The sequence below is a fragment of the Streptomyces populi genome, assembly GCF_002911015.1.
Lineage (GTDB): Bacteria > Actinomycetota > Actinomycetes > Streptomycetales > Streptomycetaceae > Streptomyces > Streptomyces populi.
Map to the genome: position 1 here is coordinate 1 of NZ_KZ626845.1, position 24,499 is coordinate 24,499.

The window sequence follows — 24,499 nt, forward strand, 5'->3', positions numbered from 1 at the left end:
GTCGCCGCCGAGAAGAACTCCACCCTCGTCCTGCCCTTCCCGGTCGAACTCCTGCGCTTCCTGGAACGCGCCCAGTCAGGACAAGGACAAGGACCGGGACAAGTGCAAGTGCAGGGGCAAGGAGAGCGGCCGACGGCCCCGGCACGGCCGGAGCGGCCGTCGAGCACGCAGCCCCCGGTGGAACGGCAGCCCGGCGTCGATCCCGTCGAACCTCCCCCCGCGCCGGACCGGATCGGCAGAACGCTGGAGGCGCTCGGTCTTCCGGAGGCGTTCGCGGACACGGACGGGCTCGGCGTCCCGGACACGTTCGGGATCCTGGGCGAGCCCAGGGTGCCGATGGAGCCGGAGGGACCGGAGGACTCCGGGGATCCGGACGCCTTCGGGAACGACGCGGGCCGGTCCGGGAGTTCCGGGAACGTGGAGGAACGCGCGGAGCCGGATGCGCCGGCGGGTTAGACCCGTGCCCGCGCGGCACGGTCCCGGCCCACGCCACACCGCACCGCATATTCCCGTGCCCGCCCCGGGATCCGCTGCTGGCGTGAGCGCCATGAAGCGTGCCGCGATGAACACGACGACGCCGGAGAGTGTCCCGGCGCGCTGACCGCTGACGTGAGGCGAAGCCCCGGGGCGAGTGCCCCGGGGCTTCGCCGTGTGGTCACTCGCCCTCCCCAGCGAGGAGACCACCCTGAACGACCACCGCCGACTCGGCCGCGAACTCGGCCTGTTCGACACCGACCCCCTGATGGACGCCGGCCTTCCGTACCGGCTGCCGGACGGCGCCACCGTGCGGTACGCCCTGGAGGAGTACGTCCGCGACGCCGAGCGGCGGGCGGGCTACCGGCACGTGTACTCACCGGTGCTGGGCAAGAAGGAGCTGTACGAGATCTCGGGGCACTGGTCGCACCACGGCGACGACGTGTTCCCGCCGATGGAACTCGGCGGGGTCCGGGCCGCCGCTCCCCGTAAGCTGGGGGCATGAGCGACGACTGCCGCGCGGACGGGCCGGCCGGGGATCTCCGCGACGCCCTCGGCACGGCGGGGCGGGGCGGACCGCCGTACGCGGAGTGCGTGCTGTGCCGCGAGCCGACCGAGTACCCGGAGGCGCACAAGGGGATCACGTTGTGCCCTGTCTGCGCCTGGCAGGAGGCACAGCGCACCGCGTGTTCGGGCTGACCGGCGCGGGCACCGGTCCGCGAGACGGTCGCCCGCCGAGCGGAACCGGACCGTCCGTCCGGAACGGATCTTCCGCCTGGCAGACTTGAGGGCGTGAACAGCGACGACCCGAACCCCGCCGGCGACAGCCCGTTCCGCGACGAGCCCACCGCGCGCGACGAGGCGCAACAGTTCGTACTGCCGCTGGTGGTGCACATCGAGAAGGACGCTCCCCCGGCCCGCACCGACGCTCTGGAGACCTCCGCGCGGGCCGTGCTGACGATCCTGAGCGACGAACGTTCGCTCGGGGACGGCGTCTGGGCGCAGGCGATGCGGGACTGGCAGGACGCCCGGATCCGCAAGGTCGTGCGGCGGGCGCGCGGGGCCGAGTGGCGGCGGGCCGAGGCGCTGCCCGGGATCACCGTGACCGGGCGGTCCGCGGAGGTACGGGTCTTCCCGCCGGTGCCGCTGGACGGCTGGCCCAAGGACCTGGCGCGGCTCCAGGTGTCCGGCACGGACCTCGACGATCCGGAGCCGCCGGCACCGGCCGATCCGGCGGCGCCCGTGCTGTGGCTGAACCCGGGACTCGACATGTCGGCCGGCAAGACGATGGCGCAGACGGGCCATGGCGCCCAACTGGCCTGGTGGGAGCTGTCGGAGAAGGAGCGGATCGCCTGGCGCGAGGCGGGCTTCGCCCTCTCCGTGCGCACCGCCGACCCGGCCCGCTGGCGTGAGCTCAGCGTCTCCGGGATCCCGTTGGTCCGTGACGCGGGGTTCACGGAGATCGCTCCCGGACTGACGGTCGCCGTCGAGGGGCACGACCGTGCCGGCGCCCTGCCGAAGCGTTCCCCGGAGGCGGCGGGCTGACGGCGGGCCGCCTCAGTCGGCCAGCGTGGTCGCGAGCTCCGCGGTGACCCGGACGAGTTCGGTGTCCGGCTCGGCGAGCAGATGCTGGAGGGTGCCGCGGTGGGCGCGCACGGCCTGGCGGGCCTCGCGCTCCCAGCCCACCCAGTTCTCACGGCGGTTGAGGAGTTTGGGGTAGGCGGCTGCCGTGCGTTCCCACTGCCGGGCCTCCGCGATGTCCCTCAGGAGCTGGATTATCTGGACCCGGCAGGTCACCTGGGGGAGTTCGGCGAGCTCCCAGAGGAAGGGGACGGTGGCGGCCGTCGCCTGCTCCACGACGAACCCGAACTGGCAGATTCGTTCCCGCAGGTCCTGGAGTGCCGCTCTGGCCGTCGCCGCGTCTCCCCAGGCCACGGTGTTGAGCAGGAAGGGGATCGCTTCCGCCGACCCCTTGGAGTCCTTGATCTCGCCCCACGACACGCGTTCCAGGTTCCTGAGTGGTGTTGCCATTTCCGCTCCCTCCGGAGGCGTCGGACAGTGACAGGTGCACGAGCGGACCGACGGCCCGTCCCGGACGATCACGCTCCTCGGGGAGCGGCTGAGCCGACGTCAGTACAGGCCTCTGGTAACGAGGTTGGCGCCACGGCTATTATCCACGCCGACAGCGTCTTCGTGCAATTGCACGAGAAATTGCATGAAGACGGAGAGAGGCATGGGCCGCGTGAGGTCCGGCCGGAGCCCGCGACCGGGCGGACGGCCGGGCGCGCACCCGGCGGAACGTCAGCAAGGAGAGTGCGTTGGTGCCATCAGTGCCGAACGGGGTGCGGGCGAGTTCGCTGGACGCCCGGTGGATCAAGAGCAGGCACAGCAACGCCGAGGGCAACTGCGTCGAGGTGGCGGCCCTGGGCGACGGAGGCATAGCGGTGCGCAACTCCCGCGACCCCGACGGCCCGGCCCTCGTCTACACCCCGGCGGAAGTGGCCGCGTTCCTGGCCGGCGCGAAGGACGGGGAGTTCGATCACCTGCTCTGAGACCGGCTCCCCGTGTCCCGAACCCGGTTGAAACGGAAGGGCGGTTGCCCACTTCTGTCTCCCCCTGCGGCAGGGTCCGGCGCAGTGCGATAATTTTGGCTGTCTTCTGCCGGTCGACAGGGAGTCAGGATGTCCGTCGAGTCACCCCGTGCCTCCCGCCTCGAACCGTATCTGAGCCGGGAGGAGCCCGCCCCCACTCTGCTGAAGATGCTGGTCGGCGTTCAGCTGGCCGGCGCGCGCGAGGACGCGGGCCTCTCCCAGGAACAGGCGGCGCGCTCCCTCGGGTTCAGCGCGGCGAAGCTGTCGCGCATAGAGGCGGGCAAGGGGCGCCGGCCGCCCACGGAGGACGACGTCCTCGCCCTGCTGAAGCTGTACGGGACCGATGACTACGAGGTGTCGGTCCTGCTCAGACTGCTCAAGCGCGCGGGTGAGCCGGGCTGGTGGCAGCGCTACGACAAGCGGCTGATGCCCGAGTGGTTCGACCGGCTGGTCGGACTCCAGGAGGCGGCCACCACCATCCGGACCTTCGAGATCCAGTACGTTCCGGGCCTGTTGCAGACCGCCGACTACACCCGGGCCGTGGTGGAACGCGGGCTGCCGACGGCGCCGGCGGCCGAGGTGCAGCGCCGGGTGGAGCTGCGCATGCGCCGGCGGGAGCTGCTGGACCGGGCGGACGCCCCTTATCTGTGGGCCGTCGTCGACGAGTCCGTACTGCTGCGCGTCCTGGGCAGCCGTGAGGTGATGCGCACTCAGCTGGAGCACCTCATCGAGATGGCCCGGCGGCCCCATGTGGTCGTGCAGATCGTGCCGTTGGACGTCACCAACGCCTCGGCGCCGGCCATCCCCGTCACCTATCTGCGCTTCGGCGGTGCCGAACTGCCCGACATCGTCTACCTGGAGCACATCAGGAGCGCCAACTTCCTGGAGGACCGGGACGAGACGGAGGAGTACCGGGTGGTGCTGGACCGACTCGCCGACGAGGCCCTCAGCCCCCGCGAGTCCCTGGCGCTGCTGCGCAGCACGGTGGAACAGCGCTACGGCGCGTCGCGCTGACGGAGCGCCAGGGCGAGTCCGGCCGTCGTCGGCGGGATCCGCCGGCGGATCCCGCCGCACCCGCGGAGACGGTCCGCCGGACCGGATCTAGCTGATCCGGCCGACCCCGCCGAACTCGATCCACTCCTGTGTGAGCTGGCGCGGCACGACGTCGGTGTCCGGGCGCCAGGTGGACACCTCGACCAGCCCGGGTTCGAGGACGTCCATGCCGTCGAAGAACCCCTCCACGTCCTTCTCCTGGCGCACCCGGCCCCAGTGCCCCTGGGTCGCCTTGTCCATGAAGCCGGTGACGAAGTCGCGCACCTCGGCGTTCTCGCTGACCAGCTGGCACATCACCATGAAACTGCCGGGCGCCAGCCGTTCGGCGACACGGCGGATCACCGGGAGGGGGCCGTCGGTCTCGCTGTCCGGGATGCAGTGGAACACCGAGTTGAACAGCACGGCCACCGGCTGCGAGAAGTCGATCAGTCGCCGGGTGTCGGGGTGGGAGAAGATCTGCTCCGTCTGCCGCATGTCGGCGTGTATGACGGCGGTCCGCTCGTTCTGGTCCAGCAGGGCCCGGCCGTGCACCAGCACCATCGGGTCGCTGTCGACGTAGACCACCCGGCACGTCTCGTCGACCCTCTGGGCGACCTGGTGCACGTTGTTCTGGGTGGGCAGACCCGATCCGTGGTCGAGGAACTGCCTGATCCCGTATCCGTCCGCGAGCGTCCTGACCACCCGCTGGAGGAAACGCCGGTTGTTCAGCGCGAGCGCGCGCGTGCTGGGCACGACCTTGTCCAGCTCTTCGCAGGCCGCCCGGTCGGCGGCGTAGTTGTCCTTGCCGCCGAGGTAGTGGTCGTACATGCGCGCGGCCGTGGGCACCGTGGCATCGATCGACGTGGACAACTGCTCGCCAGGCTGCATCGTTCCCCCAGATCACCGTCGGCCGGCCTGACCGGCCCGACCGGCAATACATCCTAGGGAAACGGAAGTTGGCGTTGCCAGCCCCGAACGGGGGACGCGAGGGGGCTTTTGGGCCAACTTGCGTCCCCCGTTCGGCGAGGTGGCGCGAAACGGCCGATCAGCGGAGCACCGGCCGGCCGCACTCGGTCTCGACGGCCGGCCGGTGCTCCGCCACCGCGTCCCGGTCCTCGGCCTCGTCGGCACCGGTCCGCTCTTCGCCGTCCGGCCCGGCGCCGAACCTCAAATGTTGCTCTGAACGTCGGCCCCGGGGGGTTCGGTCCCGACTCCCGGGGCCATGACCTGGTCACGCCGGGGCACCGGCCGTCGTGGGGAGCGACGCACGGGCGGGCACGACCGGGGCCGTGACGGAGGAGGGGACATGGGGGAACCGATGCGGCTGGGCACGGGAATCGGGTGGCGGCCGGAGATCGCCGAGGCCGTGGAGAACATGCCCGGCGTCGACTGGGTCGAGGCGGTCGCGGAGAACGTGTGCCCCGGCCATCTCCCCGAGTCGCTGCTGCGGCTGCGCGAACGGGGTGTCACGGTGGTGCCGCACGGGGTCTCCCTGGGCCTCGGCGGTGCCGACCGGCCCGACGAGGCGCGGCTGACGGCCCTCGCCGAACGCGCCGAGGCGCTGGGTTCCCCGCTCGTCACGGAACACATCGCGTTCGTCCGGGCGGGCGGCCCGCTCACCGCGTCACCGCCGCTGGAGGCCGGTCACCTGCTGCCCGTTCCGCGCACCCGGGACGCGCTGCGCGTCCTGTGCGAGAACGTCCGCGCGGCGCAGGCCGCGCTGCCCGTCCCCCTCGCCGTGGAGAACATCGCCGCGCTGATCTCCTGGCCCGGCGAGGAGATGACCGAGGGACAGTTCCTCTACGACCTGGCCGACCGCACCGGCGTCCGGCTGCTGATCGACGTGGCCAACCTCCACACCAACCACGCCAACCGCGGGGAGGACCCCGCCCGGGCACTCGACGAACTGCCCGTCGAGGCCATCGCCTACGTCCACGTCGCCGGGGGCTTCGAGCGGGACGGCGTGTGGCACGACAGCCACGCCCATCCCGTCGCGCGGCCCGTGCTCGACATCCTCGCCGACCTCGCGTCCCGGGTGACCCCGCCGGGGGTCCTCCTCGAGCGGGACGAGAACTTCCCCGGACCGGCCGAACTGGAACGGGAGCTGGCCGCGATCCGGGAGACCCTGGAGAAGGCGGGACGCGCGGCCCCGGCGACCGGACGGAGCACGGCGGTCCTGGCCGGCCGCCGGGTCGCCGCTCCTGCGGCCGAGCGGGGCGCGGCAGCACCGGTGGGCGGCCGGGTCGGCCCGTCGGCGGCCGCCGCGGCCACGGGGACGGTGCGGGCGGCGGACCCCGGCGCCCTCGCCGCGGCTCCCCCGGCGGGCGCACCGACGTCCCGGACACCGGACGGCACCGGGACCGCGCCGGGCGAGGCTCCCGGCACGGACTCGCCCGGGTCCGGCACGGAACCACACCGACCCTGCACGGACCCACGCGCCGGCGCCGGGGACGCCCCTCGCCAGCGGGTGGCGCTGGCACAGGCCGCCCTGCTGTCCGCGCTCGTCGCCGGGACCCCCGCGCCCGAGGGCTTCGACCGCGTCCGGCTCGGGGTGCAGGCGCGCGCCCTCGCCGCCAAACGGGCCGACGTCGTGGCGAAGGTGGCCCCGGAACTGCCGGAGATCCTGGCCGACGGCTACCGGCCGGCGTTCCTCGCGTACGCGCAGCGGCGTCCGATGACCGGCGGCTACCGCCGCGACGCACTGGACTTCGCCGAACACCTCCTGCTCACGGGACTCCCGGAGGGCGCCGGGACGCGGCGGCTGCGCGCGTGGTGGCTGGAGCGATCGGGTCCGGCCCCGCTCTCGGCGCGTCCCGTGGCCCGGCTGGCCCGCGCCACCCGAAGGGTGCTGCTGCGCCGCTGAGCGGGCGGGCCGGGCGGGTGCCCGGCGCCGCCGCTCCGCGCCGCCCGGAAAACGGAACGTCACACACCGGCAACGACCACGTCCCACATAGTGAATGGAGCATGACGCCCGCCCGGACCATCGCATAGAAAAACGCCATGTTCTGGGTCCTTCTCCTGCTCCTGGCCTGGGCGGCGGCCGCTGTCTCCTGCACCCGGCTGTGCCTGGCCGCCGTCCACGCCGCGTCACTGGACGCCGACGCCGCGCACGGACACGACCTCACGCTGTACGAGGCCGCGTTCCTGTCCGGCGGCCCGGCCCGGGTGGCCGACCTGACCCTGGTGTCGATGGCCCGTCAGCGCCGCCTGCTGCTCGCGCACACCGGCTGGGCCACGGTCGTCGACCCGCGCGGGCGCGACGACATGGAGCGTTCGGTCATCGGAGCCATCGGCCCCGAGGGCCAGTCCCGGATAGCGCCGCTGCGGGCGGCCACCGCCGCCGCCGACTCGGTGCGCCGTCTCGCCGACCGCCTCGTCGCGGCCGGCCTCGCCGTCCCCGACGGGGCCCGCACCACGGTCGCCGGGGCCGTCCGCCAGGTCCAGGCGGCCGCGGCCGCGGTCCTCGTACTGGGTGCCGCGGCCCTGCTGCTGCCGGGTCAGACCCCGGGCAGCGACGTCCCGGTGGCCGTCTGGTTCCTGCTCCCGCTCATCCTGACGGTGAGCTGTCTCGCCATAGCCCGGATCGAGGTGCACCCCTGCACCCGCTGGGCCTCCCCCGCCGGGCAGCGGCTGCTCGGCACCCTGGCCCGGCACTCCGACGCCTCCGGTGACGACCGTACGTACCTCACCTCCGTCGCCGTACGCGGCGTCCGCGCGATCGGCGAGCCGGAACTGCGGGCGGCCCTGGCGCACCGGGACCGCGACACCGCCTGGCGGCAGGGGGGCTGAGAGCGCGCCCGGGGGGCGCATCGGGGTCATTGGCGCCGACACCGGCGGGCGGTGCTTTACTTCGCCGGCCGCCGAACGAAGCATCCTTCTGTCGCCGCCACGCGCTGAAGGGATTCTCGATGAGAGCTGCCGTCCTCCACGGAACCGCAGGGTCCTTGCTCCTGACCGGCCTCGTCGCCGTCCCGGCGGGCGGCGCGCCAGCCCGGCCGGGACCGGCCGGATCCGCCGAGACGCGCGGCACCGCCGTCGCCGCCGAGCGCGCCGCCGCCGCGGGCATCCGCTTCGGCAAGTGCCCCAAGGAGGAGCACCTGCCCTCCAGCCTCCGGTGCGGCACGGTCACGGTGCCCCTCGACTACGCCCTCCCCGACGGCAAGCGGATCAGACTGACCGTCAGCCGTGTCGGGGCGACCGGCAAGGACCCGCACAACGCGAAGCACAAGGTGCCGCGCCAGGGCGCCCTCGTCTACAACCCCGGCGGCCCCGGCGCCTCCGGCATGTTCTTCCCGCTGATCGGCGTCCTGCCGCAGTGGAAGCGGATCGGGGCCGCGTACGACCTGGTCGGCTACGCCCCGCGAGGGGTCGGCCGGTCGGCGCCGCTGTCCTGCCGGGACCCCCGGCACTCGCCGAAGCCGCTCCTCCAGGCCCCGGCGGTCCCCTCGGAGTCGTTCAAGAAGGCACGGATCGCGGAGGCGAAGGCGTACGCCCGCGGCTGCGCCCGGCGTTCGGGCCCCGCCCTGCGCCATTACACCTCGCTGAACAACGCCCGTGACCTGGACGTGCTGCGCGCCGCGCTCGGTGAGCGGAGGCTGACGTTCATGGGCGCCTCGTACGGGACGTACTTCGGCTCCCTGTACGCGACGCTGTTCCCCTCGCACGTACGCCGGATGGTCCTCGACTCGGCGGTGAACCCCGCCCCCGAGAAGGTCTGGTACCGGAACAACCTCGACCAGTCCGCCGCGTTCGAGCTCCGCTGGGCGGACTTCCGCGCGTGGATGGCCCGGCACGACAAGGTGTACGGGCTCGGCCGCACCCCCGAGGAGGTGCGGCGCTCCTACGAGAAGGCGCGGGCCAGGCTCGCCGCCTCGCCCGCGGGCGGCAAGGTGGGGCCCGCCCAACTGCAGGGCGCGTTCCTGCAAGCCGGGTACTACGACGACTACTGGCCGCAGCGCGCGCTGGCGCTGTCGGCCTATCTGAAGGGTGACCCGAAGCCGCTGATCCAGGTGGCGGGACCGCATCCGGAGGCGGCCGCCGAGCAGGAGAACGGCAACGCGGTCTACACGGCCGTGGAGTGCAACGACGCGCCCTGGCCGACCGACTGGCGCACCTGGGACCGCGACAACACCCGTCTCGCACGCCTCGCCCCGTTCGAGACCTGGGACAACGTGTGGATGAACCTGCCGTGCGCGTACTGGTCCGCGCCCCGGCAGAAGCCGCTCGACGTGCGGACAGCGCCCGGGAAGCTGCCGCCGACGCTGATCCTCGCCGCCGAACGGGACGCGGCGACCCCCTACGAGGGGGCCGTGGAGTTGCAGCGACGGCTGTCGGGCGCGGTGCTGGTGACCGAGAAGGGCGCCGGTACGCACGGGATCGCGAACGGCCCCAACGAGTGCGTCAACGGCTATCTGGACGCCTACCTGCTGGAGGGCCGGCTCCCGGTGCGGAGCGCGGCGTGCGCACCGCACCGGGAGCCGGTGCCGAAGGCGTCCGGCAGCCCCGCCCGGGGTGCGAAGGGCGCCAAGGGCACGGCGTCCGTGAAGGGTTCCGGGACCGCGAAGCCGGTACGGCGGGCGCCCTGACGGGGAACCCGGAAAGCCGAAGGCGGGCGCCCCTCCGGGGGACGCCCGCCTTTTCCGCACGGAGGGTCAGGCGAGACCCGCGACCAGGTCGGCGACGTCCTTGCGGCGGCCGGTGTAGAACGGGACCTCTTCACGGACGTGCATCCGGGCCTCGGACGCGCGCAGGTGACGCATGAGGTCGACGATGCGGTACAGCTCGTCGGCCTCGAAGGCGAGGATCCACTCGTAGTCGCCGAGCGAGAACGAGGCGACCGTGTTCGCGCGGACGTCGGGGTAGCCGCGGGCCATCTTGCCGTGGTCGGCGAGCATCCGGCGGCGGTCCTCGTCGGGCAGCAGGTACCAGTCGTAGGAGCGCACGAAGGGGTAGACGCTGACGTAGTCGCGCGGCGTCTCGTCGGCGAGGAACGCCGGGATGTGCGAGCGGTTGAACTCGGCGGGCCGGTGCAGCGCCATGTTCGACCAGACCGGCTCCAGGGCACGGCCCAGCCGGGTGCGCCGGAAGAGGTTGTACGCCTCCTGGAGCTGGTCGCTGGTCTCGGCGTGCCACCAGATCATCACGTCGGCGTCGGCGCGCAGCCCCGACACGTCGTAGGTGCCGCGGACGGTGACGTCCTTCGCGGCGAGCTGGTCGAACAGCTCCTGGACCTCGTCGGCGTAACCGGCGCGGTCCTCGGGGAGCGCGTCCTTCAGCTTGAAGACCGACCACAGCGTGTAGCGGATGACCTCGTTCAGGTCCTTGGCCAGCTTGCCCTTGTTCGGGACCCTGCCGGATTCGGTGGTGGGGGCGTCGTCACTCATGGTTCCTATTCTCCTGCTCCGCCGTGCAGACTCTGCACCGGGTTCGCGGTGAGCTCCTGCACACCGCGCGCGTCACCGCCCAGCTGGTCCACCGCGGCGTACGCGCTCGCGATGCAGGCCGGGATGCCGACGCCGTCGTACTGCGCGCCGCACACCGCGAGGCCCGGCAGCTTGGCGACCTCGTCACGGATGCGGGCCACGCGCGCGTGGTGGCCGACCGGGTACTGGGGCAGGCCGTCGTCCCAGCGGGTGACACGGGTCTGGAGCGGCTCGGCGTCCAGGCCGGTGGCCTCGCGCAGATCGTGCCGGGAGACGTCGACGAGGTGGGCGTCCTCCCGGTCCAGGATCTCCGTCTCGCCGTACCGCCCCACGGAGGTGCGCAGCACCAGCACGTCCGGGTCCTCGTCGGCGATCCAGTCCCACTTGCGGGAGGCGAAGGTCGACGCCTTGATCGTGCGGCCGTCCACCGGCGGCACCAGGAAGCCGCTGCCCTCGGGGAGGGAGAGGCCGGTACGGCGGTAGGCGAGGGTGACCAGCGCCATGGAGGCGTACTCGACCGTGCGCAGTTCGGCGGCGGCCGCGGGCGACTCGGTGCCCAGCAGCGCGGCCGCGGCCGGCGCGGGGACGGCGACGACCACCGCGTCGGCGTGCAGGACGCGCTCGCCGGCGACCACCTGCCAGCCCGTCGGTGCCGTCCGGCGCAGTTCCGTCACCGGTGTCCCGGTCAGGATCTCGCCGCCGCGGGCCGCGACCGAACGCGCCACGGCGAGCGGCAGCCGGCCCACGCCGCCCTCGATGCCCATGAAGACCGGCCCGGTCTGCCCGCTCGCGGCCGCCTTGGCCTGGATCTCCCGGACCGCCTCCGTCAGCGAGTCGTGGGTCCGCGCGGCCTGGAAGAGCTGAGGGACGGCGGAGCGCAGCGAGATGCGGTACGCGTCGCCCGCGTAGACGCCGCCCAGGAGCGGCTCGACCAGGCGGTCGACGACCTCGCGGCCGAGGCGGGCCGCCACGTACTCCCCGACGGCCACGTCGTCGCCGACCTCGGTACGGGGCAGCTCGGCGTCGCGCTCGATGCGGGCGAGGCCCTCGTCCGACAGGACACCGGCCAGGGCGGCGGCGGTGCCCGGCACGCCCATCACATGTCCCTTGGGCATCGGGCGCAGCGCACCCCGGGTCCAGATCGAGGCCGTGGCCGTGGCCGGCGGCCGCAGGCTGTCGGCCAGGCCCACCTCGCGTGCCAGGTCCAGCGCCTCCGGGCGGCGCGCCAGCATGGACTCGGCGCCCAGGTCGACCCGGACGCCCGCGATCTCCCCGGGAAGCAGCTTGCCGCCGACGCGGTCCGAGGCCTCGACGACGGTCACGCGTGTGCCGCGCCCGAGCAATCGGTGCGCGGCGGCCAGCCCGGCGATGCCGGCCCCGATGACGACGACGTGCCCGATTCCCGTACCCGATGCGCTCATGGCCCCACCCTCTCAGACCCGACCGGCCCTCCCACCAGGGCCGTGCGGCCCCTTCGAGTCCCGACCGTGACCGCATCGGAACCGGAACCCTCCAACGTCCCGCGCCCCTCCGGCGTCGAAGGAGCGTCAGTCGTCACCACCCTGGGGGTAGGCCCACATGCGCACACGCAGCTCCGGACATCCGCTCCGGCCCATGGCACCCGTCCGGTCGGCCTCGTCCGCGACGCCCGTCTCTTCCGTCTCGCCCGTCTCGCCCGTGGCGCCGGTGCGCGCCGTCCGCGCCACCCGGGTCATGGCGGGTGCGTTCCTCGTCGCCTCGCTCGCGCTGGCGGGGTGCGGCGCCGCCGACAACGCGGAGACCGCGAGCGACAAGTCGGTCGCGCGGGGCGCCGGTGGCGAGAACGCAGCCCCCGCGGAGCAGGCGGACTCGGGGGCTGCGGGAAGCTCCGGCTCGAACGGCCGCAAGGCGGCCGCCCCGCCCAAGGTGAGCGTGAACAGCATCATCCGTACCGCTTCCCTGACCGTCGTGGTCAAGGACGTTCCCGCGGCGCTGGACGACGCCCGCGCGGCGGCCGAGAACGCCGGCGGCTACGTCGGCGACGAGACCACCACCCGTGACGGGCACGACCACGAGCGCACGCGGGTCGTCCTGCGGGTGCCCTCCGAGCGGTACGACCAGGTGCTCGCCGATCTGGAGGGCGCCGGCAAGGTCGTCGAGCGGACGGCCAAGGCGCAGGACGTCACCGATCAGGTCGTGGACGTGGAGAGCCGCGTCAGGTCGCAGCGCGCCAGCGTGGCCCGGGTCCGCGAGCTGATGGACAAGGCGACCAGGCTCAGTGACGTGGTGGCGCTGGAAGGGGAGTTGAGCAGCCGGCAGTCCGACCTGGAGGCGCTGCTCGCCCAGCAGGCGTCGCTGAAGGACCGTACGAGCCTGGCCACGATCACGCTCACGCTGTCCGAGACCCCGGTGAAGAAGGCCGAGAAGAAGGAGTCCGACCCCGGCTTCCTGGACGCGCTCTCGGGTGGCTGGGACGTGCTGGTCACCGTGGTGCGCTGGCTGGCCCTGGCCATCGGGGCGGTGCTCCCCTTCGCGGTGGTCCTGGGGCTGGTCGCCCTGGTGTGGACGCGCGGCGTGAGCCCGCGGCTGCGCCGCCGCCGGTCCCTCGCGGCGGCCCCTGGTCCGGCCCCGGCTGCGGGCCCGTCGTCCCCGGCCCCGGCCGCGGTTCCCTCTCCGGCGGCGTCGGTGGGCCCCGGCCCGGTCCCGGCCGCCCGCCCGGCTTCGGAACCGGCCTCCGGCCAGGCATCGGCCCCGGCGTCCGGCACCGCTCCGGAGGGCGGCGGGGAGGACTGAAGTGCCGTGCCCCCGTAGCGTGTTCGCATGAGCATCAGTGGCCCGAGCGGCGTGATCGACACCGGTGGTACGCGGGGGACGGACGGGACGGGCGGTGGGCGCGGCGCCCGGGAACGACTGGTCGTCATCGGAGGGGACGCGGCGGGCATGTCCGCCGCGTCCCAGGCGCGCAGGCTGCGCGGTCCGGACGAGCTGGAGATCGTGGCGTTCGAGCGGGGGCACTTCACGTCGTACTCGGCGTGCGGCATCCCGTACTGGGTGGGCGGCGACGTCCCCGACCGCGACCGGCTGATCGCGCGGACCCCCGAGGAGCACCGGAAGCGCTCCATCGACCTGCGGATGCGTACGGAGGTCACCGAGATCGACGTCGCGGGCGCCCGGGTGCGTTCCCGGGACCTCGGGACCGGCGCCGAGGCGTGGACGTCGTACGACAGGCTCGTCGTCGCGACCGGCGCGCGACCGGTCCGCCCCGAGCTGCCGGGCGCCGACGCGCCGGGCGTGCACGGCGTGCAGACCCTGGACGACGGACAGGCCCTGCTGGACTCGCTCGCGGTGACGGAGGGCCGCCGTGCGGTGGTCGTCGGCGCGGGCTACATCGGCGTGGAGATGGCCGAGGCGCTCATCAACCGCGGGTACGAGGTGACCGTCGTCAACCGGGGCCGGGAACCCATGGCCACGCTCGACCCGGACATGGGCCGCCTGGTGCACACCGCCATGGAGGGCCTCGGGATCACCATGGTCGGCGACACCGAGGTCACCGGGTTCCTCACCGGTGACGACGGCCGGGTCCGCGCGGTCGTCACCGAGGACGCCACGTACCCGGCGGACGTGGTGGTGCTCGGCATCGGTGTCCGCCCCGAGACGTCGCTCGCCCGCGCGGCCGGGCTGCCGCTCGGCGAACACGGCGGGCTGCTCACCGACCTGTCGATGCGGGTGCGCGGGCACGAGGACATCTGGGCGGGCGGCGACTGCGTCGAGGTGCTCGACCTGGTCTCGGGGCGCGAGCGGCACATCGCGCTCGGCACCCACGCGAACAAGCACGGTCAGGTGATCGGCTCCAACGTGGCCGGCGGCTACGCCACGTTCCCCGGGGTCGTCGGCACGGCGGTGAGCAAGGTCTGCGATCTGGAGATCGCCCGCACCGGGCTGCGGGAGAAGGACGCGCGCCGGGCGGGTCTCAGGTTCGAGACCGTCACCATCGAGTCGACGAGCCGCGCGGGCTACTACCCGAACGCCGCCCTCATGACGGTGAAGATGCTCGCGGAGCACCGCACGGGACGGCTGCTCGGCGTGCAGATCGTCGGCCGGGAGGGCGCGGCGAAGCGCGTGGACATCGCGGCGGTGGCACTGACCGCGGGCATGACGGTGGAGCAGATGACGATGCTGGACCTCGGCTACGCGCCGCCGTTCTCGCCGGTCTGGGACCCCGTCCTGGTGGCGGCCCGCAAGGCGGTGGCGAAGGTGCGCCGGGCAGCCCCGTGACCGGCGCGGGGCGGTGCGCTCCCGCCCCGCCCGCACGGTCCGCCCGGCGGGCGCACGCCCGCGCGGGGGCTACGCGGACTCGTTCCCGGCCGTCCCGTTGATCCGGTCTATCGCCTGGCGGGCCTGCTCCGCCGGCGGGCGGGGCGGCAGCGAGGAGACCGAGCCGGCGGCGGTGACCGCGGGCGGGGTCTGCGCCGGCTTGGCGTGCGCCGCCGACCGGGAGGAGCGCAGGCGATGGCTGACGGCCTCGTCCAGGGTCACGGGCCGTTGCAGCCGGGCCGCGAGCCGTCCGGCCTCCTGGCCGAGCGCGGCGACGTCCTCCCAGGGGAGGTGCAGCACCAGGGCGATCTCCGCCTCGCCGTCGGGCAGGGCGTGCATCGTCGGAGGAGTAACTCGGTCGCTCATGGCCTGTGTCCTCACGTCTTCACGTCGTCGCGTCGTCGTACCCCGTCGCGTCGTGGGCGCGGCGCGGAGGGGCTGAGAAGACATACGGCCCCGGGGGCACATGTGTTCAGTGCGCCCGGCGGGAACCGGTCCGGCGGCCGGACCGGCCGGGCGCCCGGCCGAGCCCCGCGCGCCGCGGATTCACCCCGCGCTCCGAGGGCAGTAGTTCCTCGTGGTCATTCCCGTCCATGACGTGAACCCGGTGCGGCGCACGCCCTATGTGACGTACGCGCTGATCGCCGCCAATGTGCTCGTCTTCCTCTACACCCCCGGTCTCGCCGGATCGGTGGCGGGCGACAGCGCCCTGTCGCAGCTGTGTCATCTGCGCGCGTTCATGGACCACTACGCCGCCGTGCCGCAGGAACTGATCCACCATCACATGCCGCGTCTGGTGCCGACCGGCGAGGTCGGCGCCGGTCCGCACGGGTCGGGCTGCGTGCTGGGCCCGCCGGGCTACGACAAGTCGCCGCCGCTGTCGGTGCTCACGGCGATGTTCCTGCACGGCAGTTGGCTGCACCTGCTGGGCAACATGCTCTTCCTGCTGATCTTCGGCAACAACATCGAGGACCGGCTCGGCCACGTGCGCTTCACGCTGTTCTACGTGGCCTGCGGTTTCGCGGCGGCGTACGGCTTCGCCCTGGTGAACGAGGACTCGGGCGACCCGCTGATCGGGGCTTCGGGGGCTGTCGCCGGGGTCCTCGGCGCCTATCTGGTGCTGTACCCGAGGGCCAGGGTCTGGGTCCTCGTCCCGTTCCTGGTGTTCCTGCCGCTCCGGCTGCCCGCATGGCTCGTGCTGGGCTTCTGGTTCGTGCTCCAGGCGGCGTACTCGTCCGGCGCCGCCGTGCCCGCCGCGGGCACCGTGGCGTACGCGGCGCACGTCGTCGGTTTCCTGGCCGGCATGCTCCTGGCCTGGCCGCTGCGTCCGGGAACCCCGCCACCGCCGGAACCGCGCCGCCTGCTGTGGGGCAGACAGGCGCGGCACGGCTGGTGAACCGTGAACCGGCCGACGGCAGGTCCTGGCGGGCGGTCTGCGTCCTAGCGGGCGGTCTGCGTGTGGACGTACTCCACCAGACGGCTCAGCGCGTCCGGGTCCATGCTCGGCATGACCCCGTGCCCGAGGTTGAACACGTGGCCCTCCAGACCGGCGGCGGCGTCGAGCACCTCGCGGGTCTTCGCCTCGACGGCCTCGGTGGAGGCGAACAGGACCGCGGGGTCGAGGTTGCCCTGGAGCGCCTTGCCGGGGCCGACGCGGCGGGCGGCCTCGTCGAGCGGCACGCGCCAGTCGACGCCGACGACGTCCGCGCCGGCCTCGCCCATGAGGCCGAGCAGTTCGCCGGTGCCGACGCCGAAGTGGATGCGCGGCACGCCGTAGGAGGCGACGGCGTCGAAGACCTTCGACGAGGCGGGCATCACGGAGCGGCGGTAGTCGGCGGGAGCCAGGGCGCCGACCCAGGAGTCGAAGAGCTGGACGGCGCTCGCGCCGGCCTCGATCTGCACCTTGAGGAAGTCGGAGGTGATCTCGGCGAGACGGTCGAGCAGGTCGGCCCAGAGCTGCGGGTCGCTGTACATCAGCGCCTTGGTGTGCTCGTGGTTCTTGGACGGACCGCCCTCCACGAGGTAACTCGCGAGGGTGAAGGGCGCGCCCGCGAAGCCGATGAGGGGGGTCTCGCCGAGCTCTGCCGTCAGGAGCCCGATCGCCTCGGTGACGTACCAGACGTCCTCGGGGGTCAGATCGCGCAGCTGGGCCAGGTCGGCACGGCTGCGGACGGGGTTCTGGACGACCGGGCCGACGCCCGGCTTGATGTCCAGGTCGACACCGATGGCCTTCAGCGGGACCACGATGTCGCTGAAGTAGATCGCGGCGTCCACGTGGTGCCGGCGGACCGGCTGGAGCGTGATCTCGGCGACCAGCTCGGGCCGCATGCAGGACTCCAGCATGGGGATGCCCTCGCGCACCTTGAGGTACTCGGGCAGTGAGCGGCCGGCCTGCCGCATGAACCACACAGGCGTGTGCGGCACGGGCTCGCGCCTGCACGCCTTGAGGAAGGCGGACTCGTACGTCGCTGTCGGCTGGGGCCCGGCGGGGCTGTGGTTGGCGCTCACGACGGAAAGTCTCCCACGGTTCACGGGCGCTCCCGCCCCGGGCTCCGGTGCGCCCGCCGCCCCGGCCACGGTCCTCCGGACGGCCCGCACGCGGGACGGCGTCCGTCCGGCGTGATCCGGACAGGGGTCCCACGCACGGGTGTCTCTCCCTGCGCGCGGGCTCCGTTCCCCTTAATCTTCCCGGCATGGCTGCGGCTCAGGGACGACTGTCGGACGGCGCTGGCGGAATGGACGACGCGAGGGAGAAGAAGGAGGGGGACAGGAATACGGCGGAGACGGCCCCGTTGCCCTTCCGGGCGGCCGTCGACGCGCTGAAGGCCGCCCGGCTGCGGCCGGACATCGAGATCGACCCGACACGACCACCGCAGCGTCTGGCTCCGTACGCGTACGCGCTGGAGGCCGCGGTCGTCGCCGACGACGAGGACCTGGCGGACGGCCGCCTCGTCCTGCTGCACGACCCGGCCGGGCACGACGCCTGGCAGGGCTCCTTCCGTCTGGTGACGCTGGTCCGCGCCGAGCTGGAGCCGGAGATGGCCGCCGACCCCCTGCTGCCCGAGGTCTGCTGGTCGTGGCTGACCGGCGCGCTCCAGGCCCGCGGTCTGTCGTACGGCGAGCCCAGCGGCACCGTGACACGCGCGAGTTCGCACTACTTCGGCGGGCTCGCGGAGCGCCCGGCCGCCTCGCAGATCGAGATCCGCGCGTCCTGGACCCCCCGGGAGGGACTCGGCGGCGTGCCGGACACGGCCACGCACCTCGCCGGCTGGTGCGACCTGCTGTGCCAGGTCGCCGGACTGCCGCCGGTGACTCCGGGTGACGCCTCGGTGGTCACCCTGCCGCAGCGCCGGGGACCACAGTCCCGCTGACCCCCGCGAGGGCGCGCGCCGACGCGCGCGCCCTTTCCTTTTCCTTACCGGCCACATGTCGATACGACCACTTTCGGCCGCGTATCGACGCGGAACGATTCGGTTCGATCTTCCGATGATCGATCGCGTGTCCGAATTGCACGGATTGTTACTCACCCCATCGTGATCATTCCCTAAAGGTCGACAGGTTTGATGCCGAAGACCTCTGTGACCTTGAAAGCACGGTTCGCCCCGGCTCGCCCCCCAGAGCCCGGTTCCGTCCCGCATCCCAGGAGGCCTGGTGTCCGTTCTCCTCGAGCAGCCCGCAAGCCTGGTCGCCTACCGCCCCAACAAGCCGACCGCCATGGTGGTCGTGGCCGACCCCCGGGTCCGTTCCACGGTCACCCGCCATCTGTGGGCGCTCGGAGTGCGCGACGTCATCGAGGCGTCGTCCGTCGCGGAGGCCCGTCCCCGAATCGGCAACCCGCGCGACATCTGCGTCGCCGACGTCCACCTGCCGGACGGTTCCGGCCTGGCTCTCCTTTCCGAAACCCGAGCCGCGGGCTGGCCCAACGGCCTCGCCCTCTCCGCCGCCGACGACATCGGTGCCGTGCGCAACGCCCTCGCGGGCGGCGTCAAGGGCTACGTCGTCACCGGCACCCGTACGAACGTCGGGCTCCCCACCCGGCCGGGCGCCGCGCCCATCGGCTCGGCCGCCGCCCGTATGCACCGCCGCCCCCCGGGTGCCCCGAGCCACCCGGGCGGCTACCGCGAGCTGTCCGGACGAGAGGTCGAGGTCCTGCGACTGGTCGCGGAGGGCCAGTCGAACAAGGCCATCGGCGTCTCCATGGGCCTGTCCGCGCTGACCGTCAAAAGCCACCTCGCCCGTATCGCCCGCAAGCTCGGCACGGGCGACCGCGCCGGAATGGTCGCGGTCGCCCTGCGGACCGGAATCATCCACTGACCCCTCCCCGCCTCACCCCGGCTCCCCGTCCCGCCCCGCCCCGGCTCCCCCCGAGTGAACCGGGCCTTGCGCTCACCTGACTGGTTTACGACCATCCGACGCCCGTCGACGGAACGTTCCGTCGACGGGCGTTGTCCATCCACGGATACCCTTGACAGGTGACCGACGCCCAAGAGACCGCAGCAGACAGCTCACTGCGAACCACCGGAGGCGGCCCTCCGGACGACGTCGAACCGGCGCCGACACCTTTGCTCGAGCCCCGAGACGGCATCCCGCCCGTGATCGCCGACGACGCCTCGCTCGCCGAGGTGATCGCCGCGTTCGCCGCCGGGTCCGGCCCGGTGGCCGTCGACGCCGAGCGCGCGTCCGGCTACCGGTACGGCCAGCGCGCCTATCTGGTGCAGCTGCGCCGCGAGGGCGCCGGGAGCGCGCTCATCGACCCCGTCGCCTGCCCCGACCTGTCCGGTCTCGGCGAGGCCGTCTCCGGGGCCGAATGGGTCCTGCACGCGGCGACCCAGGACCTGCCCTGTCTCCGCGAGATAGGCATGGTCCCCACCAGCCTCTTCGACACCGAGCTGGCCGGACGCCTGGCCGGGTTCCCCCGCGTGGGCCTCGGCGCCATGGTCGAGAGCGTCCTCGGCTTCGTCCTGGAGAAGGGCCACTCCGCCGTCGACTGGTCGACGCGCCCGCTGCCCGAACCCTGGCTGCGCTACGCCGCGCTCGACGTGGAACTGCTGGTCGACCTGCGCGACGCCCTGGAGAAGGAGCTCGACCGGCAGGGCAAGCTGGACTGGGCCCGGCAGGAGTTCGACGCCATCGCGCAGGCCGAGCCCGCGCCGCCGCGCAAGGACCCCTGGCGACGCACGTCCGGGATGCACAAGGTGCGCCGCCGCCGGCAGATGGCCGTCGTCCGGGAGCTGTGGGAGACCCGGGACCGGATCGCGCAGCGCCGGGACATCTCTCCGGGCAAGGTGCTCGGGGACGCGGCGATCGTCGAGGCGGCGCTGGCCGTGCCCGCCAACCTGCACGCCCTGGCCGCCCTGAACGGCTTCGGACACCGCATGGGCCGGCGCCAGCTGGAGCAGTGGCAGGCCGCCGTCGACCGTGCGAAGGCGCTGCCGGACGCCGAGCTGCCGCAGCCCGGGCAGCCGGTGACCGGGCCTCCCCCGCCGCGGGCCTGGGCCGACAAGGACCCGGTCGCGGCCGCCCGGCTCTCCGCCGCGCGAGCCGCCGTGTCGGCGCTGGCCGAGCGGCTGAACATGCCCCAGGAGAACCTGATCACCCCGGACACCGTGCGGCGCGTGTGCTGGGAGCCGCCGAAGACGCCCGACGCGGAGTCCGTGGGCGCGGCGCTGACCGCCTGCGGGGCCCGGCCCTGGCAGGTCGAACTGGTCACGCCGGCACTGGTGACCGCGCTGTCCCCGAGGACCGTCTAGAAGCTCGGCGCACGGGGAGGGCCCGGTCCGAGGCGGACCGGGAGCCCCCTCCGTCACGGAGGTCTCCCCCGCGTACCGGCGCACCCGGTGCACGACCGCGACCGGGCGCACTCCGGTACGCGACACGCGCGCCGGGCGACACATCGGTGCGCCCCGCGGACGACCGCGCCCGGCACCCGGCACGCCGCCCTCTCTACTCCGAACGGGTCATCGAAACGGAACCGGCCCGTCGGACGAGCGGCGAGATCACGCCAAGATCCCGGGACATCCGGGCGCGGACGGCACCAGGGGCGTCCGGACCACCTCGAACACCGTCGCGGCAGGCCGGACGGGCCGCGAGCGGACCGTCCGTCACGACCGCCGGCACCGCGCTCCCCGGGCGGCCGGGCCGGAACGCGCGGGCCTTCCGGATGTGACCTTCGCCGCTCCCGCCCTCGGGACTGGGCAGGCTGGTTACTCGTAAGTAGCATGGGTGCTGAGCGCGCGCTCAGGCGTGTGTCGCGCAGCAGTGCCATCCCGCATCTGGAGGAGAGCCATCGTGCCTCGTACCGTCAGGGACGTCGTCTTCGTCGACGGCGTCCGCACCCCGTTCGGCAAGGCGGGCCCGAAGGGCATCTACCACGAGACCCGCGCCGACGACCTCGTCGTGAAGGCCATCCGGGAGCTGCTGCGCCGCAACCCCGGTCTTGACCCCAAGAAGATCGACGAGGTCGCCATCGCCGCGACCACGCAGATCGGTGACCAGGGTCTGACCCTGGGCCGCACGGCCGGCCTCCTCGCCGGACTGCCGCAGTCGGTCCCGGGCTACTCCATCGACCGCATGTGCGCGGGCGCGCTGACCGCCGTCACCTCCGTCGCGGGCTCCATCGGCTTCGGCGCGTACGACGTCGTCATCGCCGGCGGTGTCGAGCACATGGGCCGTCACCCCATGGGCGAGGGCGTGGACCCGAACCCGCGCTTCGTCAGCGAGAAGCTGGTCGACGAGTCCGCCCTGTTCATGGGCATGACCGCCGAGAACCTGCACGACCGCTACCCGACCATCACCAAGCAGCGCGCCGACGAATACGCCGTGCGCTCGCAGGAGAAGGCCGCGAAGGCGTACGCCAACGGCAAGATCCAGCAGGACCTGGTGCCGATCTCGGTGCGCAACACCAACCCGGACGCCGGTGAGACGGGCTGGGGCCTGGTCACCGCCGACGAGCCGATGCGTCCGGGCACCACGCTGGAGAACCTGTCCGGCCTCAAGACCCCGTTCCGTGTGCACGGCCGGGTCACCGCCGGAAACGCGGCCGGTCTGAACGACGGCGCCACCGCGTCGATCATCGCCAGCGAGGACTTCGCCCGCGAGAACGGCCTGCCGGTCAAGATGCGCCTGGTCTCGTACGCCTTCGCGGGCGTCGAGCCGGAGGTCATGGGCTACGGCCCGATCCCCGCCACCGAGAAGGCCCTCGCCCAGGCCGGTCTGTCGATCGAGGACATCAACCTCTTCGAGATCAACGAGGCCTTCGCCGTCCAGGTGCTCGCCTTCCTGGAGCACTACGGCATCGCCGACGACGACGCGCGCGTCAACCAGTACGGCGGCGCCATCGCCTACGGCCACCCCCTCGCCTCCTCCGGCGTCCGTCTGATGACGCAGCTGGCCCGCCAGTTCGAGGAGCAGCCGGAGGTCCGTTACGGCCTCACCACCATGTGCGTCGGCTTCGGCATGGGCGCCACGGTGATCTGGGAGAACCCGCACCACAAGGACGCCGGAGGCGACAAGTGAGCACCGCTGAACTCCTCAAGGGAGCGGCCGAGCTGTTCCCCGACGAGGTCGTGACCTCGGCGAACGTACGCCACCTCGACCTGCCGTTCGATGCCGGGCGCTTCGCGCTCATCACCCTCGACAACGGCTTCGACCACACCAAGCCGACCACCTTCGGCCCCGCGTCGCTGGCGAACCTGAACGCCGCCATCGACCAGGTCGAGCAGGAGGCCGCGGCCGGTGAGATCGTCGGCATCGGCGTCACCGGCAAGCCGTTCATCTTCGCGGTCGGCGCCGACCTCAAGGGCGTCGAGCTGCTCAAGCGCCACGAGGACGCGCTCGCCATCGGCAAGGGCGGCCACGAGGTCTTCAAGCGCCTGTCGGGCCTCGCGGTCCCGACCTTCGCGTACTACAACGGCGCGGCGATGGGCGGTGGCGTCGAGGTCGGTCTGCACTGCACCTACCGGACCGTCTCCGCGGCCCTGCCGGCCTTCTCGCTGCCCGAGGTCTTCCTCGGTCTGGTCCCCGGCTGGGGCGGCTGCACGATCCTGCCGAACCTGATCGGCGCGGACAAGGCCGTCTCGGTGATCATCGAGAACTCGCTCAACCAGAACAAGCAGCTCAAGGGCGGTCAGGTCTACGACCTCGGCATCGCCGACGCGCTCTTCGAGGGTGCGGACTTCCTGGAGCAGTCGCTGCTGTGGACGGCCTCCGTCCTCAAGGGCGAGATCGCGATCGAGCGCCCGGCGATCGACCGCGGCGAGGCCTGGGACCAGGCCGTCGCCCGTGGCCGGTTCATCGCCGACAGCAAGGTGCACGGGGCCGCCCCGGCCGCCTACCGCGCGCTGGACATCATCGCCGCGGCCAAGGACGGGGACCTGCAGAAGGGCTACGACGCCGAGGACGTGGCGCTCGCCGACCTGATCATGGGTGGCGAACTGCGCTCCGGCATCTACGCCTTCAACCTGGTCCAGAAGCGCGGCAAGCGTCCCGCCGGTGCGCCGGACAAGTCCCTCGCGCGTCCGGTCACCAAGGTCGGCGTCGTCGGCGCGGGCCTGATGGCCAGCCAGCTCGCCCTGCTCTTCCTGCGCCGCCTCGAGGTCCCGGTCGTCCTCACGGACATCGACCAGGAGCGCGTCGACAAGGGTGTGGGCTACGTCCACTCCGAGATCGACAAGCTGCTGCTCAAGGGCCGCGTCAACCAGGACAAGGCCAACCGTCTCAAGGCCCTGGTCTCCGGTGTCCTGGACAAGGCGGAGGGCTTCTCCGACGCGGACTTCATCATCGAGGCCGTGTTCGAGGAGATCGGTGTCAAGCAGCAGGTGTTCGCGGAGGTCGAGGCGGTCGCCCCGGCGCACGCGATCCTCGCGACCAACACCTCGTCCCTCTCCGTGTCGGAGATGGCGTCGAAGCTGAAGAACCCCGAGCGGGTCGTCGGCTTCCACTTCTTCAACCCGGTCGCGATCCTCCCGCTCCTGGAGATCGTGCGCGGCGAGAAGACGGACGACGCCTCGCTGGCCACGGCGTTCGCCGTCGCCAAGAAGCTGAAGAAGACCGCGGTCCTCACCAAGGACGCCCCGGCGTTCGTCGTGAACCGCATCCTGACCCGCTTCATGGGCGAGATCCAGAACGTCATCGACGAGGGCACCCCGGTCGAGGTCGCGGAGAAGGCGGTGGAGCCGCTCGGCCTGCCGATGTCCCCGCTGGTCCTCCTCGAGCTGGTCGGCCCCGCGATCGGTCTGCACGTCTCGGAGACCCTCAACCGGGCCTTCCCGGACCGCTTCACGGTCTCCCCGAACCTCGCGGCCGTCGTCAAGGCGGGCAAGCGCGGCTTCTACGTCTACGACTCCGGCAAGCCGGAGCTGGACCCCGAGGTCGCGGCTCTCCTCCAGCAGGGCGACGTCGTCCTGACCGAGGAGCAGGTGCGGGACCGGGTCCTCGACGCGGTCGCCCAGGAGATCGGGCTCATGCTCGACGAGGGCGTCGTCGCCGAGGCCCAGGACATCGACCTCTGCCTGATCACCGGCGCGGGCTGGCCCTTCCACCTGGGCGGCATCACGCCGTACCTGGACCGCGAGGGCGTCTCGGAGCGCGTGACCGGGAAGCGGTTCCTGGAAGCGGGCGTGGCGTCGGTCCCGGCGTAACGGCCTGACGGCTGAAAGGGGGGCCTCCGGATGTCCGGAGGCCCCCCTT

At 72.9% G+C, this 24,499-nt stretch carries 21 protein-coding genes and 2 pseudogenes; 17 read left to right on the top strand and 6 right to left on the bottom strand.

Going from position 1 to position 24,499, the window contains the following annotated elements:
* The 4 genes and pseudogenes from CW362_RS44000 to CW362_RS04875 form a co-directional block, all read left to right on the top strand.
* A pseudogene (locus CW362_RS44000) lies at positions 1–456 on the top strand (hypothetical protein); the annotation flags it as partial.
* A gap of 229 nt (positions 457–685) precedes the next feature.
* Positions 686–943 (top strand): annotated as a pseudogene (locus tag CW362_RS04865) (threonine--tRNA ligase); the annotation flags it as partial.
* 32 nt (positions 944–975) lie between these two features.
* A complete protein-coding gene (locus CW362_RS04870) occupies positions 976–1,173 on the top strand; it encodes a hypothetical protein (protein ID WP_103548098.1) in 198 nt (65 codons plus the stop codon).
* Between the two features lie 93 nt (positions 1,174–1,266).
* The gene (locus CW362_RS04875) at positions 1,267–2,019 is read left to right on the top strand and encodes an aminoacyl-tRNA hydrolase (protein ID WP_103548099.1); all 753 of its coding nucleotides are present in this window, start codon (positions 1,267–1,269) and stop codon (positions 2,017–2,019) included.
* Positions 2,020–2,031: 12 nt separating this feature from the next.
* On the opposite strand, the gene CW362_RS04880 is transcribed toward CW362_RS04875, so the two are convergent.
* Positions 2,032–2,505, bottom strand: a complete 474-nt coding sequence (locus CW362_RS04880) for a hypothetical protein (RefSeq protein ID WP_103548100.1) — start codon at positions 2,503–2,505, stop codon at positions 2,032–2,034.
* A 290-nt stretch (positions 2,506–2,795) separates the two neighbouring features.
* Here CW362_RS04880 and CW362_RS04885 point away from each other — a divergent pair, with 290 nt between their 5' ends.
* Both CW362_RS04885 and CW362_RS04890 read left to right on the top strand, forming a co-directional pair.
* A complete protein-coding gene (locus CW362_RS04885; protein ID WP_103548221.1) occupies positions 2,796–3,026 on the top strand; it encodes a DUF397 domain-containing protein in 231 nt (76 codons plus the stop codon).
* A 129-nt stretch (positions 3,027–3,155) separates the two neighbouring features.
* Positions 3,156–4,079, top strand: coding sequence for a helix-turn-helix domain-containing protein (locus CW362_RS04890; protein ID WP_103548101.1), 924 nt, complete (start codon positions 3,156–3,158; stop codon positions 4,077–4,079).
* An 87-nt stretch (positions 4,080–4,166) separates the two neighbouring features.
* Here CW362_RS04890 and CW362_RS04895 read toward each other — a convergent pair whose 3' ends face one another.
* Positions 4,167–4,985: an SAM-dependent methyltransferase gene (locus tag CW362_RS04895; RefSeq protein ID WP_103548102.1), complete on the bottom strand. Its 819-nt coding sequence runs from the start codon at positions 4,983–4,985 to the stop codon at positions 4,167–4,169.
* Positions 4,986–5,403: 418 nt separating this feature from the next.
* On the opposite strand from CW362_RS04895, the gene CW362_RS04900 reads away from it, so the two are divergent.
* The 3 genes from CW362_RS04900 (at position 5,404) to CW362_RS04910 (ending at position 9,682) form a co-directional block, all read left to right on the top strand.
* The gene (locus CW362_RS04900; protein ID WP_240657645.1) at positions 5,404–6,960 is read left to right on the top strand and encodes an MbnB/TglH/ChrH family RiPP precursor modification enzyme; all 1,557 of its coding nucleotides are present in this window, start codon (positions 5,404–5,406) and stop codon (positions 6,958–6,960) included.
* A 137-nt stretch (positions 6,961–7,097) separates the two neighbouring features.
* Complete coding sequence (locus tag CW362_RS04905; protein WP_103548103.1) at positions 7,098–7,886, top strand: TIGR04222 domain-containing membrane protein; 789 nt, start codon at positions 7,098–7,100, stop codon at positions 7,884–7,886.
* 119 nt (positions 7,887–8,005) lie between these two features.
* Positions 8,006–9,682: an alpha/beta hydrolase gene (locus CW362_RS04910; RefSeq protein WP_103548104.1), complete on the top strand. Its 1,677-nt coding sequence runs from the start codon at positions 8,006–8,008 to the stop codon at positions 9,680–9,682.
* Between the two features lie 66 nt (positions 9,683–9,748).
* Here the strand turns inward: CW362_RS04910 and hemQ are convergent, their stop codons facing one another.
* A complete protein-coding gene (gene hemQ / locus CW362_RS04915) occupies positions 9,749–10,480 on the bottom strand; it encodes a hydrogen peroxide-dependent heme synthase (RefSeq protein WP_103548105.1) in 732 nt (243 codons plus the stop codon).
* Between the two features lie 5 nt (positions 10,481–10,485).
* The gene (gene hemG / locus CW362_RS04920; RefSeq protein ID WP_103548106.1) at positions 10,486–11,940 is read right to left on the bottom strand and encodes a protoporphyrinogen oxidase; all 1,455 of its coding nucleotides are present in this window, start codon (positions 11,938–11,940) and stop codon (positions 10,486–10,488) included.
* Between the two features lie 292 nt (positions 11,941–12,232).
* Here hemG and CW362_RS04925 point away from each other — a divergent pair, with 292 nt between their 5' ends.
* Positions 12,233–13,291 carry a DUF4349 domain-containing protein gene (locus CW362_RS04925; protein WP_103548223.1) on the top strand — a complete coding sequence of 353 codons (1,059 nt, stop codon included), beginning with the start codon at positions 12,233–12,235 and terminating at the stop codon, positions 13,289–13,291.
* 27 nt (positions 13,292–13,318) lie between these two features.
* Complete coding sequence (locus CW362_RS04930; RefSeq protein WP_103548107.1) at positions 13,319–14,773, top strand: FAD-dependent oxidoreductase; 1,455 nt, start codon at positions 13,319–13,321, stop codon at positions 14,771–14,773.
* A gap of 69 nt (positions 14,774–14,842) precedes the next feature.
* Here the strand turns inward: CW362_RS04930 and CW362_RS04935 are convergent, their stop codons facing one another.
* Positions 14,843–15,178: a hypothetical protein gene (locus CW362_RS04935; RefSeq protein WP_103548108.1), complete on the bottom strand. Its 336-nt coding sequence runs from the start codon at positions 15,176–15,178 to the stop codon at positions 14,843–14,845.
* 211 nt (positions 15,179–15,389) lie between these two features.
* On the opposite strand from CW362_RS04935, the gene CW362_RS04940 reads away from it, so the two are divergent.
* Positions 15,390–16,208: a rhomboid family intramembrane serine protease gene (locus tag CW362_RS04940; protein ID WP_103548109.1), complete on the top strand. Its 819-nt coding sequence runs from the start codon at positions 15,390–15,392 to the stop codon at positions 16,206–16,208.
* Positions 16,209–16,252: 44 nt separating this feature from the next.
* Here the strand turns inward: CW362_RS04940 and hemE are convergent, their stop codons facing one another.
* A complete protein-coding gene (gene hemE, locus CW362_RS04945; RefSeq protein WP_103548110.1) occupies positions 16,253–17,320 on the bottom strand; it encodes a uroporphyrinogen decarboxylase in 1,068 nt (355 codons plus the stop codon).
* Positions 17,321–17,505: 185 nt separating this feature from the next.
* Here hemE and CW362_RS04950 point away from each other — a divergent pair, with 185 nt between their 5' ends.
* The 5 genes from CW362_RS04950 to CW362_RS04970 all read left to right on the top strand — a co-directional run bounded on the left by CW362_RS04950 (position 17,506) and on the right by CW362_RS04970 (position 24,450).
* The gene (locus tag CW362_RS04950; RefSeq protein ID WP_103548111.1) at positions 17,506–18,183 is read left to right on the top strand and encodes a DUF3000 domain-containing protein; all 678 of its coding nucleotides are present in this window, start codon (positions 17,506–17,508) and stop codon (positions 18,181–18,183) included.
* A 280-nt stretch (positions 18,184–18,463) separates the two neighbouring features.
* Positions 18,464–19,126, top strand: a complete 663-nt coding sequence (locus CW362_RS04955; protein WP_103548112.1) for a response regulator transcription factor — start codon at positions 18,464–18,466, stop codon at positions 19,124–19,126.
* A 158-nt stretch (positions 19,127–19,284) separates the two neighbouring features.
* Positions 19,285–20,562 carry a ribonuclease D gene (locus CW362_RS04960; protein WP_103548113.1) on the top strand — a complete coding sequence of 426 codons (1,278 nt, stop codon included), beginning with the start codon at positions 19,285–19,287 and terminating at the stop codon, positions 20,560–20,562.
* Positions 20,563–21,100: 538 nt separating this feature from the next.
* A complete protein-coding gene (locus tag CW362_RS04965; RefSeq protein WP_103548114.1) occupies positions 21,101–22,327 on the top strand; it encodes a thiolase family protein in 1,227 nt (408 codons plus the stop codon).
* Positions 22,324–24,450, top strand: coding sequence for a 3-hydroxyacyl-CoA dehydrogenase NAD-binding domain-containing protein (locus tag CW362_RS04970; protein ID WP_103548115.1), 2,127 nt, complete (start codon positions 22,324–22,326; stop codon positions 24,448–24,450). The genes CW362_RS04965 and CW362_RS04970 overlap by 4 nt, the downstream gene beginning before the upstream one ends.
* Positions 24,451–24,499 lie beyond the last annotated feature (49 nt).

Bases quoted from the DNA above. Each gene is read 5' to 3' on its own strand.
- CW362_RS04890 (WP_103548101.1), top strand. From the start codon at position 3,156: ATGTCCGTCGAGTCACCCCGTGCCTCCCGCCTCGAACCGTATCTGAGC.
- CW362_RS04910 (WP_103548104.1), top strand. From the start codon at position 8,006: ATGAGAGCTGCCGTCCTCCACGGAACCGCAGGGTCCTTGCTCCTGACC.
- CW362_RS04930 (WP_103548107.1), top strand. From the start codon at position 13,319: ATGAGCATCAGTGGCCCGAGCGGCGTGATCGACACCGGTGGTACGCGG.
- CW362_RS04900 (WP_240657645.1), top strand. From the start codon at position 5,404: ATGGGGGAACCGATGCGGCTGGGCACGGGAATCGGGTGGCGGCCGGAG.
- CW362_RS04905 (WP_103548103.1), top strand. From the start codon at position 7,098: ATGTTCTGGGTCCTTCTCCTGCTCCTGGCCTGGGCGGCGGCCGCTGTC.
- CW362_RS04950 (WP_103548111.1), top strand. From the start codon at position 17,506: ATGGCTGCGGCTCAGGGACGACTGTCGGACGGCGCTGGCGGAATGGAC.
- CW362_RS04880 (WP_103548100.1), bottom strand. From the start codon at position 2,505: ATGGCAACACCACTCAGGAACCTGGAACGCGTGTCGTGGGGCGAGATC.
- CW362_RS04870 (WP_103548098.1), top strand. From the start codon at position 976: ATGAGCGACGACTGCCGCGCGGACGGGCCGGCCGGGGATCTCCGCGAC.
- CW362_RS04935 (WP_103548108.1), bottom strand. From the start codon at position 15,178: ATGAGCGACCGAGTTACTCCTCCGACGATGCACGCCCTGCCCGACGGC.
- CW362_RS04895 (WP_103548102.1), bottom strand. From the start codon at position 4,985: ATGCAGCCTGGCGAGCAGTTGTCCACGTCGATCGATGCCACGGTGCCC.
- hemG (WP_103548106.1), bottom strand. From the start codon at position 11,940: ATGAGCGCATCGGGTACGGGAATCGGGCACGTCGTCGTCATCGGGGCC.
- hemQ (WP_103548105.1), bottom strand. From the start codon at position 10,480: ATGAGTGACGACGCCCCCACCACCGAATCCGGCAGGGTCCCGAACAAG.
- CW362_RS04925 (WP_103548223.1), top strand. From the start codon at position 12,233: ATGGCGGGTGCGTTCCTCGTCGCCTCGCTCGCGCTGGCGGGGTGCGGC.